This window comes from Pseudorhodobacter sp., assembly GCF_030452865.1.
In the GTDB taxonomy this organism is placed as follows: domain Bacteria; phylum Pseudomonadota; class Alphaproteobacteria; order Rhodobacterales; family Rhodobacteraceae; genus Pseudorhodobacter.
Window position 1 is genome coordinate 1 of sequence record NZ_JAKDLJ010000070.1, and the last position, 12,168, is coordinate 12,168.

At 59.3% G+C, this 12,168-nt stretch carries 12 protein-coding genes; 10 read left to right on the forward strand and 2 right to left on the reverse strand.

Translation table 11 applies throughout. The annotated features are described in order from the left end of the window. Both L0H65_RS06345 and L0H65_RS06350 read left to right on the forward strand, forming a co-directional pair. Positions 1 to 1,364, forward strand: a 1,364-nt coding sequence (locus L0H65_RS06345; RefSeq protein ID WP_301457994.1) for a M17 family metallopeptidase, incomplete at its 5' end; no start/stop codon positions are given. After that, positions 1,361 to 2,188 carry a C40 family peptidase gene (locus tag L0H65_RS06350; protein WP_301457995.1) on the forward strand — a complete coding sequence of 276 codons (828 nt, stop codon included), beginning with the start codon at positions 1,361 to 1,363 and terminating at the stop codon, positions 2,186 to 2,188. The genes L0H65_RS06345 and L0H65_RS06350, both read left to right, overlap by 4 nt. On the opposite strand, the gene L0H65_RS06355 is transcribed toward L0H65_RS06350, so the two are convergent. Further along, the gene (locus L0H65_RS06355) at positions 2,177 to 2,785 is read right to left on the reverse strand and encodes a TetR/AcrR family transcriptional regulator (RefSeq protein WP_301457996.1); all 609 of its coding nucleotides are present in this window, start codon (positions 2,783 to 2,785) and stop codon (positions 2,177 to 2,179) included. The two genes, L0H65_RS06350 and L0H65_RS06355, sit on opposite strands and share 12 nt — an antisense overlap. Positions 2,786 to 2,860: 75 nt before the next feature. On the opposite strand from L0H65_RS06355, the gene L0H65_RS06360 reads away from it, so the two are divergent. The 4 genes from L0H65_RS06360 to L0H65_RS06375 all read left to right on the forward strand — a co-directional run bounded on the left by L0H65_RS06360 (position 2,861) and on the right by L0H65_RS06375 (position 7,018). Further along, positions 2,861 to 4,099, forward strand: a complete 1,239-nt coding sequence (locus tag L0H65_RS06360; RefSeq protein WP_301457997.1) for an HlyD family efflux transporter periplasmic adaptor subunit — start codon at positions 2,861 to 2,863, stop codon at positions 4,097 to 4,099. After that, positions 4,096 to 5,271, forward strand: a complete 1,176-nt coding sequence (devC, locus tag L0H65_RS06365; RefSeq protein WP_301457998.1) for an ABC transporter permease DevC — start codon at positions 4,096 to 4,098, stop codon at positions 5,269 to 5,271. Before L0H65_RS06360 ends, devC begins: the two co-directional genes overlap by 4 nt. A gap of 23 nt (positions 5,272 to 5,294) precedes the next feature. After that, the gene (locus tag L0H65_RS06370; RefSeq protein WP_301457999.1) at positions 5,295 to 5,966 is read left to right on the forward strand and encodes an ATP-binding cassette domain-containing protein; all 672 of its coding nucleotides are present in this window, start codon (positions 5,295 to 5,297) and stop codon (positions 5,964 to 5,966) included. Between the two features lie 224 nt (positions 5,967 to 6,190). Continuing rightward, entirely contained in the window at positions 6,191 to 7,018 is an 828-nt protein-coding gene (locus L0H65_RS06375) for a L,D-transpeptidase (protein WP_301458000.1), read from the forward strand. Between the two features lie 46 nt (positions 7,019 to 7,064). Here L0H65_RS06375 and L0H65_RS06380 read toward each other — a convergent pair whose 3' ends face one another. Further along, positions 7,065 to 7,439 carry a cupin domain-containing protein gene (locus L0H65_RS06380; RefSeq protein ID WP_301458001.1) on the reverse strand — a complete coding sequence of 125 codons (375 nt, stop codon included), beginning with the start codon at positions 7,437 to 7,439 and terminating at the stop codon, positions 7,065 to 7,067. 288 nt (positions 7,440 to 7,727) lie between these two features. Between L0H65_RS06380 and L0H65_RS06385 the strand changes: the two genes are divergently transcribed. From L0H65_RS06385 to L0H65_RS06400, 4 genes are read left to right on the forward strand one after another with little or no spacing between them, the layout of a single operon-like run. Further along, positions 7,728 to 8,801, forward strand: coding sequence for a hypothetical protein (locus L0H65_RS06385; protein WP_301458002.1), 1,074 nt, complete (start codon positions 7,728 to 7,730; stop codon positions 8,799 to 8,801). A gap of 1 nt (position 8,802) precedes the next feature. Then, entirely contained in the window at positions 8,803 to 9,048 is a 246-nt protein-coding gene (locus L0H65_RS06390; protein WP_301458003.1) for a hypothetical protein, read from the forward strand. Next, positions 9,045 to 10,169, forward strand: coding sequence for a hypothetical protein (locus L0H65_RS06395; protein WP_301458004.1), 1,125 nt, complete (start codon positions 9,045 to 9,047; stop codon positions 10,167 to 10,169). Before L0H65_RS06390 ends, L0H65_RS06395 begins: the two co-directional genes overlap by 4 nt. Before the next feature lie 24 nt (positions 10,170 to 10,193). Then, positions 10,194 to 12,131, forward strand: coding sequence for an ATP-binding protein (locus tag L0H65_RS06400; RefSeq protein ID WP_301458005.1), 1,938 nt, complete (start codon positions 10,194 to 10,196; stop codon positions 12,129 to 12,131). The last annotated feature ends 37 nt before the right edge of the window (positions 12,132 to 12,168 follow it).

Sequence of the window (12,168 nt, forward strand, 5' to 3'; positions counted from 1 at the left end):
GTGCCTCCCGCCCGATTCATGTCGTGAGGGAGCTGGACTTGGCCGCATGGCTTGCGGGTCAGCCGGCGGCCATTCGTTCTTGGCTGGATGCAACGGGGTTCAAGGCCGCATTGGGTGATGTTCGGGTTTTGCCCGGCGTGGACGGGCAGCTTGCCGGGGCTGTCATCGGCTTTGGCGAAGCGGCGACACGGCGACGCAGCCGGTTTGACCTTTCGGCTGCGACATCGCTTCCCGCAGGGGATTGGCATTTTGAGGGAGAGTTGTCGGAGGAGGAAGCGACGGAAGCTGCGCTTGGCTGGTTGTTGGCGCAATACCGGTATGATCGCTATCGCCCCGGAAAATCCGCGCACCTTCAGCCGCGTCTGCGCGCGCCCGAAGGTGTTGACATCACCCGCTTGTTGGCAATCGCGGCGGGGGAGTGTCTGACCCGTGACCTTATCAATACGCCTGCATCTGACATGGGACCGGAGGAGTCGGAGGCAGCGGCGCGAACTTTGGCGACGCGCCACGGCGCAAGCCTGAGCGTGATCACGGGGGAGGATTTGCTGGCGCAGAACTTTCCGATGATTCATGCGGTTGGTCGGGCCTCCAGCCGCGCGCCGCGTTTGCTCGACATGCGTTGGGGGGATGCAGGCCCAAGTCTGGTGTTGGTCGGTAAAGGTGTTTGCTTTGACAGTGGCGGGTTGGATATCAAACCGGCTGCGGGCATGTTGCTGATGAAAAAGGACATGGGCGGGGCGGCGACCGTTCTTGGACTGGCGCATATGATCATGGCGCTGGGGCTGAAACTGCGTCTGCGGGTGCTGATACCGGCGGTGGAAAATGCGATTTCCGGTTCAGCCATGCGCCCGCGCGATATCCTGACCTCGCGCAAGGGGTTGACGGTGGAGGTGAACAATACCGATGCGGAAGGGCGGCTTGTGCTGGCAGATGCGCTGGCGCTGGCGGGAGAGGAAAAGGCCGATCTGATAATCTCGATGGCGACGTTGACCGGTTCGGCGCGGGTCGCGGTTGGCCCCGATCTTGCGCCGTTTTTCACCGATGACGACGGGTTCGCTTCGGCATTGACGGAGGCGGCAACGGCGGTGCGCGATCCGGTCTGGCGGATGCCACTGTGGCCGGGCTATGAGTCGATGATTGAGCCGGGCATCGCCGATCTGGACAACGCGCCGTCGGGTGGGTTTGCGGGATCAACCACCGCCGCGCTGTTCCTGCGGCGCTTTGTCGACAATCCGAGTTACGTCCATTTCGACATATACGGCCATGTTCCGGCGGCATTGCCTGCGCGTCCAAAGGGTGGCGCGGGTCAAGGCGCGCGTGCGGTGCTGGCAGCGTTACCGAAGCTTTTGGGGGCATCGCTATGAGCGACCGCCGCCTGACATTTGCCAATGCCCGTGTCGCCCATATCTCTCTGACCGGTCAGGTCGTGGCACCCGCTTACGCCGATGTGACACCCTATGAGGTGGCGGTGCCGGTTGCTGACCTTCTGGCCGAACCGAACGGCAAGCGCGAGCGCCAACTTCTGCTCGGCGATAGGTTCGAGGTGATCGAAGAGCTTGACGGTTTCGCCTTTGGACGCAGTACCAAAGACGGCTATTGTGGCTATCTGCCTGAAAACGCGCTGTGTGAGCCGACGAAGGTAACCCATTGGGTCGCGGCACCCGCCAGTCACCTTTATTCGGAACCGCGCGCGCAGGCCCCGCAATCCGTGGGGATCAGTTTTGGCAGCCGGCTCAACGTCGTGGGCCAATCCGGTAATTTCTCGGAAACACCGCATGGATTCGTGCCGTCCGGCCATCTGCAAAGCATCGGGCGTTGGTACGGCGACCCGGTGGAGGTGGCAGGCCTGTTTCTTGGCACGCCCTATCTTTGGGGCGGCAACAGCCATTCGGGGATAGATTGCTCCGGCCTTGTGCAGGTCTCGCTTTTGGCCTGTGGCCGCCCATGCCCCGGCGATAGCGACCTTCAACGCGCTTTGGGCGATGCGATTGCCGAGGCGGAGGCGTTGCAGCGTGGTGATCTGCTGTTCTGGAAGGGTCATGTTGCAATGATGGTCGATGCGGAGTTGATGATCCACGCCACCGGGCATTTCATGGCGGTGGTGATCGAGCCGGTGGATGAAGCAATCGCCCGGATCACGGCGCAGACAGGTGCTGAGGTGATCGCACGGCGGCGGTTAACCGCGTAATCCGTTCAGGATGATCTGGAGATGAGAGCGGATATATCGCTCCTTGTCCAGCGGCGCTGTTTCACCGAACATCAAGCCGAAGACCACCGCGAAAACAGCAGGCGCGAGCACGACGTTGAGGTCAAGCGCCGCAACTTCCGCCCGGACTTCGCCGCGTTGAATCCCGATGGAAATCAGGCGCGTTAGCAACGCCTCGACCGAAGCGAGCATATTGTCGCGCAGAAAGACGGAAAGCGCGGGAAAGCGTCCACTTTCCGCGATCATCACCCGTAGCAGGACTGCGGCATCGGTGCCGACGATGCGGTCGTAGTAAGTGCGCAAGACCCGTTCCAGAACCGTTGCGAAGGGCGCGTCAATCGCCAGCAGGTCGGTGGCGGAGGCGATCATGCCTCCCAGACGGTCCAGCAGGGCGGCCTCGAATATCGCGTCTTTGCTGTCATAATAAAGATAGATCGTCGTGCGCGCGATGCCTGCCCTTGTGGCGATGCTGCCCATGCTGGCGCTGGCAAAGCCCTTTTCGCCGAATTCCTGTAGCGCTGCGGTAAGGATCTCCTCCGGGCGGGCGTCTTTACGACGTTGGCGCTTTCTTTCGGGCATCTTGCAACCTTGTCTCTTGCATTTTCGAGTATTAATGACATATGTGTCGGTAATTGTCGAGAGTGGAGGGCCATCATGCAACAGCATCCGGATAACGCGCAGGTTGCTTTGCCCTTGATCGACAATGGCGCTTCACCAATGCCGCCGGCCGCTACAAAGCCGGTTTCCGCGCGGTTCGTGATGCGGAGAGGCTGGGTGCTGTTGCTGCCTCTTTTCCTGTTCATCTTCTTTTCCGGCGCGGTTGTGGGCATGTATTTTCAACCTCCCGGTTTGCGGGCGTTTTTCCATGCAACCGGTCTGGTGCCGGGGGCGGGAACCGATACCCCTATTGCGGTGGCGATCCGGAAAGTGACCGCGCAAGAGGAAATCGCTGTCATTTCCGAAGGTGATGTCGTCGCATTGGGCCGCATCATTCCGCGCGGTGATGTAACCAGCGTTGCAACGCCATCGGGTGCGGGTGATGCGCGGATTGCGGCGATCAATGTCACGGTGGGCGCGCAGGTCGTCGCGGGCGATGTATTGGCCGTTCTGGACAACCTGCCACAGTTGCAGCACGCAGCCGCCAGCGCCCGGGCCGCCGTTGCCGTGCGGGAGGCAGCCTTGGCGCAAACCCGTGCCACCATCCACGCCAGCAAGCAAGAGGCGCAGGCCGGGCTGGAACGCGCCGAAGCGACTGCCGCCGCCGCCAAGGCAGACCTAGACCGCGCGACATCGCTGTTTGAGCGTGGTCTTGCGACACGGGCCGACCTTGACCAGATCGCCGCCCGCGCGATTGAAGCGGGGCGCGATGTTGAGCGTAACCGCGCCACCCTGTCCCGGTTTGCGACCACGACGGAGGCGACACAGACCGATATTGCGGTGGCGGAGGCCAATCTGGCCGCCGCCCGCGTTGACCTGGCCCGTTCAGAGCAGGATATGGAACGCGCCTATGTCCGGGCACCCATCGCCGGTCAGGTGCTTGACATCAACGCACGCGCGGGGGAGCGGCCGGGTGTTGCCGGCATCATTAACCTTGGCGATACGCGGCAAATGACGGTGCAGGCGGAGGTTTATCAAACCATGATCGGCCGTGTTGCCATCGGCGACCCAGTGACGATAACTGCCGATGCCTTGCGGGGGGAATTGACCGGAACGGTCAGCGCAATCGGGTTGGAGATTGGCCGCCAGTCCATCACCTCGGCGGAGCCTGCCGCCAATACCGATGCGCGGGTGGTCGATGTGATCATCATGCTGGACGCCAGATCATCTGCCCTGGCGCAAAACTTCACCAATCTGGAAACGGTGGTCAGGATTGATGCGGGGCGCGCGGAATGAGCACACTTCTGACCTGGCTTTTCGGGCGTTTGCCGATTGGTTGGCTGCAACTCTCGCACAACCGGATGCGGTTGGTTGCGGCGGTGGCAGGTGTTGCCTTTGCCAACCTGCTGGTGTTCTTGCAACTTGGCATTCTTGGCGCATTGAATGGGGCCACGGTTGCGCCCTATGCCTTGCTGAACGCCGATATCATGATTTCGGCAACCGATACCCATACGCTGACCGATGGCAGCAACATCGCGCGTGCGCGGATGTTTCAGGCGCTTGGCGTGCCTGGTGTTGCGTCAGCGATGCCGCTATTTCTCGGCACACTGGAGTTCAAGCTGCCCGATGGCTCGGTCTCAAAACTGCAAACCTTTGGTTTTGATGTGGAACGCCCCGGTTTCGCAGCACCCGAAGTGGCGGCGCTGTTGCCGGGGTTGGAGACAGAGAATAGCGCGATCATCGACACAAAGTCGCGCGGCATTCCCAAGACGGCATTTGCCGGGCTTCTGGCGGGAAAACCCTTCGCGTTTGAGGTGAACGGTCATACCCTGTCTACCATCGGCTCGCTCGCCATCGGCGGCGGGTTTACGGCGGATGGAACGCTGATCGTTTCGGATCAAACCTTTCTGCGGCTATTTCCCAACCGCAGCAGCGGCGCGCCGAACCATATCTTGCTGAAGCTGAATGACGGTGCGGCGTTGCCGGTGGTGTTGAACCGGTTGCGCGCGGTGTTGCCAGTCGAAAGCGTGATGGTGCGCAGTCTGAAGGATGCCGCCTATGCCGACTACGCCTATCAAACCACCCAGCGCCCCACCGGCATCATCTTTGGCTTCGGGGTGCTGATCGGCGTGATTGTGGGCATCGTGATTGTCTATCAGGTGCTTTCGACTGATGTGGCAGATCACTTGCGCGAATACGCGACCTTCAAGGCAATGGGCTATCCCCAACGCTTTTTCCTTGGCATCGTGTTTGAAGAAGCGATCATTCTGGCGATCTTTGGCTTTATCCCCGGCTTTTTGGTTTCTCTTGGGCTTTATGCCGGGCTTCGTGCGGCCAGCGGCTTGCCGGTGCTGATGGACCCGCCGCGTGCGATCATGGTCTTTGTCGGCACACTTGTTGCCTGTGCCATTTCCGGCGTGATTGCCACAAGGCGACTTGCCGCAGCGGACCCGGCGGATCTGTTCTGATGGTAGGGAATACTCCTATCATCATGCGCGGTCTCAATCATTTCTTTGGTGAGGGTGAGGCGCGCAAACAGGCAATCTGGGATGTGAATCTGGCGTTGGAGGGCGGCAAGCTGACGGTGCTGATGGGGCCATCCGGTTCCGGCAAGACCACTTTGCTGACCCTGATGGGCTGTCTGCGCAATGTGCAGGAGGGTAGTATCGAGTTGATGGGTCATGAATTGCACGGTGCCAGCGAGGCGGTTCTTGTACGTTTACGCCGTCGTTTGGGGTTCATTTTTCAGGCGCATAACCTGCATGAAAGCCTCACCGCGACGCAAAACGTGTTGATGGGGTTGGAGGTGCAAGGTGCCGGGGACCGCTCCAAACAACTGGCGGCGGTTCATCATATTTTGGGCCTGTTGGGCCTGGCGGATCGGGTAGATTACCTGCCGCAAAACCTTTCGGGCGGGCAAAAGCAGCGTGTCGCGGTGGCCCGTGCCTTGGTAGGAAACCCTGAGATCATCTTTGCAGATGAGCCGACCGCAGCGTTGGACAAGGATTCGGGCCATAACGTGGTTCAAATGTTGAAAGCGCTTGGCCAGTCGCGCGGTGTGACGACCGTGATGGTTACGCATGACAATCGAATACTGGAACTCGCGGATCGGGTCATCACCCTGGAAGAGGGGCGGGTGGTAGGGGACAGCAAGCCGGGATGATGTGCGAATCGCTGGCTACGCATCGGTCTTGACGACCTGCGCCATGATCCAATCGGGATAGCATCTTCTGTGAGGGACAGCCGCGAAGGAACTTAAAACTGGTTCAGGGCTTCACTTTATTGCAACGTATGGGTTAATTTGGCTGTCCTATGCGGCCAGCGTCTTGACCTTCCGGCGCGGAAATGGCGCTGCTGACCCAAGTTCCTGAACGAGGAGAAAACAACGTGACGATCAGCCCTGTGAACCGTCGAAAATTCATGTCGCTTTCGGGCACCGCCTTGCTCGCCGCTTGTGCGGGGCCGCAGTCGGGCCCGTCACCCAGCGCTGGTTTTGTCGAAGGCTATGGCCCGATCTATGACAGCGGATATACCCTGCCGGGGATTCCGCCCGAGTATCTGCAAGGCGTGAACCGCCGCATCACGGGAACCTATCTGGGGGAACAGAGTCCGGGCACCATCGACGTGGACCCCTACGCAAAGTTTCTTTATTTCGTGCGCGATGGATCGAATTCGGTGCGTTTTCCAATCGGTGCAGGTCGTGCAGGCCGCAGTTTCAGCGGCAATGGTGTGATCAGCGTCAAGAAGAAATGGCCGGGTTGGACACCGACAAAGAACATGCTGCGCACGGAGCCGGAGATTTACGGACCGTTTGCGCGTGGCATCCGTGGCGGTTTGCGCAGCCCGCTTGGCGCGCGCGCACTCTATCTCTACAAGGGTGGTCGTGATACCTATTATCGTATTCACGGCACCAATGCACTGGATTCCATAGGAAATTCCAGTTCCGCCGGCTGTATCCGCATGTTTGACCATGATGTGATCGCGCTTTATGACATGGTGCCGATCGGAACCCCCGTGCATGTCCGGTCAGAGGCGGAATCCCTGCGGGTTGACCCCGAAAATTTCAATCGCGGCGTGGAGATTCCGGCAAAGCCGGTTGATCCTGACCTGATTTACAGCAAGGAAGCCATCGCGAACGACCCGCTGCCGGTGTTCAACGACCCGCGCGATGGCATGGTGCCGGGGTCCGACGAAGCGGGTAACGTACCACTTTGACGGCCTGAAGCTGCCTGACACCCTCGGGGTTTCTCCGAGGGTGTTTTCATTCGATCGCCGTCCGTAGCTCGACCTGTCGCAGCACGATCACATAGTCCTTCACCGTGGTTTCCAACACTTCCCAAGTCCCTTCGAACCCCGGTCGGATTATCCAACTGTCGCCTGCGCGCAGGGTCTTTGCGACGCCGTTCTCATTCGTTACCACCGAAACCCCTTCAAGAATCCGCATATACTCCCATTCGGCATAGGAAATGCGCCATTTTCCGGGTGTTGATTGCCAGATGCCGCAATAGATTCCGTCGCGATCCTCGGCGTTCCATGTAGTATGGACCGGATCACCGGCGATCAGCTTCTCGTGCTCTGGGGCCGTGATTTCAGGTGTTATTCCGTCGCGCGACAGGGGCAAGGCGTGCAGGGTCATGGGATCCGTTCAGGTTGTGGGTTGCTGCGTGATGACAGCCCGCCGGTGGCGCGAGGTCAAGCATGATTGCGGTTCGATCAGCCTAGGCGGGTTGAAATCATCCGCCACGGTGTCGTTATCGAGGTGTTTAGTCCGGATGCCGCGCAGTTAGAATTTGCAATCTCATGCCTCATGTCGCAATTTGGCACCAATCGGGGGCGCCTCACCTGCGACGATTTTTCGCGGATGGGGCTGGAATGACCTAAAGCCCTCACCCATATGTTAGTCGCATTTACATCGGAGGCCAGCATGGCAGATTTCGAAACCAAGATTCGCGAAAGCCAAGATCAAGTCGCAAAAGCGCAGACCAAGATTTCCGAAATCACCAGTCGGATTGAGGCCGCGCGGGCGAAGGTCGAAGCGGGAGAAGCCGCGATTGATGTGGAAAACGCGACGTTGGAAGATGTGCACAAGCACACCGACCTGATGAACGCCAATATCGCCGATTTGATCATGGGTCTGGATGACGTGACCGCCGGGTTCAGCCGCGATTTCGATGAAATGCGCGGCAAGACCGGGATGGAAAGCTTTATCGGCGTCTTTTCCAACGCGAAATCTGAATCGATGCGGCAGGAACGGATGCGCTCTGCCTCCATCGACGACAAGTTGCAGGACTTGATTGGCAAGTCGGATATCATCGTCAAATTGCTGGAAGGGCAGCTTGACCTGCTCAACAAGCAAAAGACCAGTGTCGAGACCAATCTGGTCGGCACGTTGAGCGAACGTGAAACCACGGTTGGCAGCCTTGAATCTGTCCGGGCAGAGATCGCGGGAATGGACCCCAAGATCATCGAATTGGAAAACAAGATCAGCGTGGAACAGGACGCTGCGGCGCGCACCAAGCTGGAAAGCCAGTTGGCGGAGTTGAACACCCGTTACAACGCATTGGTACAGGATGAGCAGGTCAATCTGGCCAAATCGCAGACGTTGGAGCGGTATATCGAAAAGGGCAAAACCTGGATGGACAGCCTGCAAAACCAAGCGGCGACTCAGATGGTTTTGATCAACAAGCTGCAAACGGACACCAAGCAGCGGGTGGTTTTGTATGACGCGCTGACCTCCAGCCTCAAGACCGCGCAGCAGCAGGATGTTGCGCATCGGATCAACGAGATTGGCGTCAAGACGGACCAAGAGGCACAGGCCGCGATGGCCGCGATTGGTGCCGCCACCAACAGCCGGATGGCCGATATGATGGAGGCGCATGAGGATCACATGGTCTATGCTCGCAAGATACTAGAGCAAAAGGCCAAGGCCGATGAACGCTTTGCACGCCGCTTTGCCGCCATCGTCGAGAAGCATGACAAGAACCAATACGGCGAGTGAAATGCGCCGGTTTTGGGATGCCATCGCGCCGGCGCTCGACGGGCTCTATGTGATGTTTTTCGGCGCGGGAGACCGCTGGTCGGTTTGGGCGGTGGTGATGGTGGGGCTTGTCTTGCTGATCCTTGGCACATTGACGGCGGGTTTTGAAGCCGCCCCCACATTTACGGAGTTGGCCGCGTTAGCGGCGTTTGTCGGGGTTTCAGCGCTGGGCGTCCATATCCGACGCAAAAGGAAAGATGAGCAGTGAACAATCTTACCGATGATCACGCAGAGCTTTTTGACACCGGAGTAGTGCGCGAATATTTCGCCAAGTTCAATGCCATCACCGGCCATTTGGGCAATGTCGCCGCGGAGTTGGAGTCGGAAGGCCGCCTGACCCGAACGGAATCCCGGATCATCGGCACCTATGTCCAACGGTTGAATATCACCTTCCAAACGCTGGGCTATAAATACCTGATGACCGGGCGGATTGATGGGCCGTTGCCCGGAAAGCTGACCTTTGATCGCCATGAAAGCGGCTTTCCGATTGCGCAGGAACTGCTTGTTATGGCCAATGATGCGCAGCAGGCCGAACGGCACCTTGGGCAACTGCCCTCGGAGACGGAGATCAAGGATGCGATGATCCGCCAGATTGTCGGCGAATTGGTGATCCCGACCCGGTTGCAATTCACAATGTCGCAGCGGCTTTATTATGAAAGCCTGCGGGGTGGCGGCCAGTTCTGGGCGCGCAATGATGCCGATGTGCAATGGTTGGGCGAAACCCTGAACCGCAAGTCATGGCTTGTGCATTGGGCGGTTTATGACACCCAGACCAATCTGCCGGTTATCTATCTGATGGATCTGGAAGACAGCGGCGGCACCGCGTTGCCGCGCGATGACCGGCGCTGGCCGCAGGTGCAGGCGCATCTGATGGCGCAGTCTTTGGACGGTTTGAAGCTGGTCACAATCGCCAAAGGGTTTGATACCGATTTCGACGATCTGCACCCCAAGCGCCTGCGCCGCATTCACCTTGGGCCGATGTATTCCAACAGCTTCACCCTGCAATCGGGGCCGATTTCAGCGGTGCTGGCCGATGTGAAATCCGAACCGGGGCAGGATTGGGCGCTGGTCTGGACGGTGGAGGATTTGCGCGCCGAGCGGGTGGAAACGGTGAAAACCGGTTGGTTTTCTTCGGCTGAACGCCAAATTTTCGCCTCCAGCCCGTTCGGCGATAATGCGCTGGCCGATATAGGTGCCACGTCGATGGAGCGGATGATCGTTCTGCCCGAACGCCCCTATCAGGCGCTGGCGGAGGTGCAGCCGCCTGGCTTTGCCGATATCCGGAAATTCGTGGTCGGCGCGGGTGGCCGCGTCATTCCGCAGCGGTAAGACTTTAGAATAAAGGTTTTTCAGATGACAACACGCGACACGATGGAACTGCGCGAAGACGATATTAAATCGCACTACCTCGCTGCGACCGAAATGTTGATGGGGTTTGACCATAGCCCTCGCATCGCCACCGCGCGCTATTCCGTCACCACGCCGGAAAAATCGCCGGGGGTCTCCGCGATGGGGCGGCGGTTCCGCTCCACCACGCCGGGGCTGGTGACACGTTCCACCGCGCGGGCCGAAGGGGTGCGGTTGCTCGACCGGATCGCGGAAAAGGATGATGACGACCCGCTGACCTCGCCCATTCAAGCCACGGTGGCGCAATCGCTGCGACGTGCGTTGTCCATCGCTTTGGCCGTGGGGGCGGAATACGCCCGCCAGACGCCGTTGGTGGAGTTGAAAAAGGCCAATCTGGAAGGGCATCTCCCGGTTGAGCGCAAACCAGAGTTCACCGAGCTTCTCGCGGCGGAGGCGCTGGCGACGCTTTACACCTTCGGCAACGCCACCGCTTTCCTGCTCGCCCCGCACAGTGCCGAGCGCAGCACCGATATCGACCCGGTGGAGGAGGTGCTGACCGACAACGCGCCCCTCGCCCTGCATGGTGCGCTGTGGGAACTGGACCAGGCCATCGCCGCCCATGCGACCGAAGACACCAGCCTCGTCGCGACGATCCTCGCCTATGCTGAGCAGTTGATGGCCAAGGTCGCGCTGCGCAGCGACACCGCGCCGCGCGTTGCGGGCTTTACCGCCGCAAGCTGGCGGGTGGAGGCGGACAAGCTGACGATTGCGGGTTTCAAGCCTGCGCTTGCCGCCAAAGGCACTGCCCTGACCATGACGTTCAAGAAACCGAATGAGGTGGTCGGCAACCATATCGCAAAGTACCAATCCCTGCGGCTGGCCAAAATGCTTATGGCTTATGATTTTGAACGTAAACTGAACCCGTTTGCTGAAATGGGCGGGTTTATCTTTACCTTCATGGGCGATGGCGCACCGGGGACCGGGAAAACCACGCTGATTCAGATGATGGCCGGGTTGCTGAATGATTACTGCAAGGCAGCGGGCTATCCGTTCCGCTATCAGAATTTTTCGATTGATCAGATCGACAGCTATCAGGGCAAATCCGGCCAGAATGCCAAGGCGTTTATCACCAATGTTCTGGATACCGGCGTGATTGGTTTCGGCACGATTGATGACATCGACCAAATCGCAGGCAAGCGCGGCGACAAACAATCAAGCGCCGGCCAGCAAGAGGTGACGGCGGTGTTCATGGAGGCGTTTGCCGGGGCCAATACAGTCGTGCGTGGCAACTGCACTTTTGGGATGTTCTCCAATTACCCCGAAAACGTTGATGACGCCTTGCGCCAGCGGGCCGGGGCGCGATTCCTGGTTGATGGCCCGCAAACCCGCGACGATTACATTGATATTCTGGCGCTGCTGATGGGCAAGAACCACCAGATCCCGGTCGGCGCGCATGAATTGTTCGCCGCCCAAGAAATGAAACGGGCCGTCGCAGCCAGTTTTGAAGGCCACGCCCGCCCGCATGAGGAAGGGCTGCTGCGCGTCTGGGATCAGGTCAGCCGCGACATCGGTCGCCTCGACACCATTGCCAAACTGGGGGCTTACCTGAAAGCAATTCAAGAAGCTGATCCCCGTTTCACCGGCCGCGCGATCAAGAACATCACCGACGCGGTGAAAGTCCGCGCGATGGATTTTGAACTGCCGGACGCGTGGATGGAAAACCCCGAATTGTTCCTGTTCAAACCCTACGACGAAAAGCTGACGCTGATCCGAGGCATGACGCAGGAAATCACTGTGGATATGGTGATTCAGGAAATCAACCGCTACGCCGATAGCGAGTTCCGCTATGCCGACAAGTCGGATGAGGTCGCGATCTCAAACATGGTGCGGGATTATGGGCGGCAGGAAGAGGCGAAGCGGCGGTATCTGGCGGGGAAGGGGTGACAACAGAATTAGATCAATCAACCATCGGCGCACTAGT

Coding starts and splice junctions, on each gene's coding strand:
- L0H65_RS06350 (WP_301457995.1), top strand. CDS start 1,361: ATGAGCGACCGCCGCCTGACATTTGCCAATGCCCGTGTCGCCCATATC.
- L0H65_RS06355 (WP_301457996.1), bottom strand. CDS start 2,785: ATGCCCGAAAGAAAGCGCCAACGTCGTAAAGACGCCCGCCCGGAGGAG.
- L0H65_RS06360 (WP_301457997.1), top strand. CDS start 2,861: ATGCAACAGCATCCGGATAACGCGCAGGTTGCTTTGCCCTTGATCGAC.
- devC (WP_301457998.1), top strand. CDS start 4,096: ATGAGCACACTTCTGACCTGGCTTTTCGGGCGTTTGCCGATTGGTTGG.
- L0H65_RS06370 (WP_301457999.1), top strand. CDS start 5,295: ATGCGCGGTCTCAATCATTTCTTTGGTGAGGGTGAGGCGCGCAAACAG.
- L0H65_RS06380 (WP_301458001.1), bottom strand. CDS start 7,439: ATGACCCTGCACGCCTTGCCCCTGTCGCGCGACGGAATAACACCTGAA.
- L0H65_RS06385 (WP_301458002.1), top strand. CDS start 7,728: ATGGCAGATTTCGAAACCAAGATTCGCGAAAGCCAAGATCAAGTCGCA.
- L0H65_RS06390 (WP_301458003.1), top strand. CDS start 8,803: ATGCGCCGGTTTTGGGATGCCATCGCGCCGGCGCTCGACGGGCTCTAT.
- L0H65_RS06400 (WP_301458005.1), top strand. CDS start 10,194: ATGACAACACGCGACACGATGGAACTGCGCGAAGACGATATTAAATCG.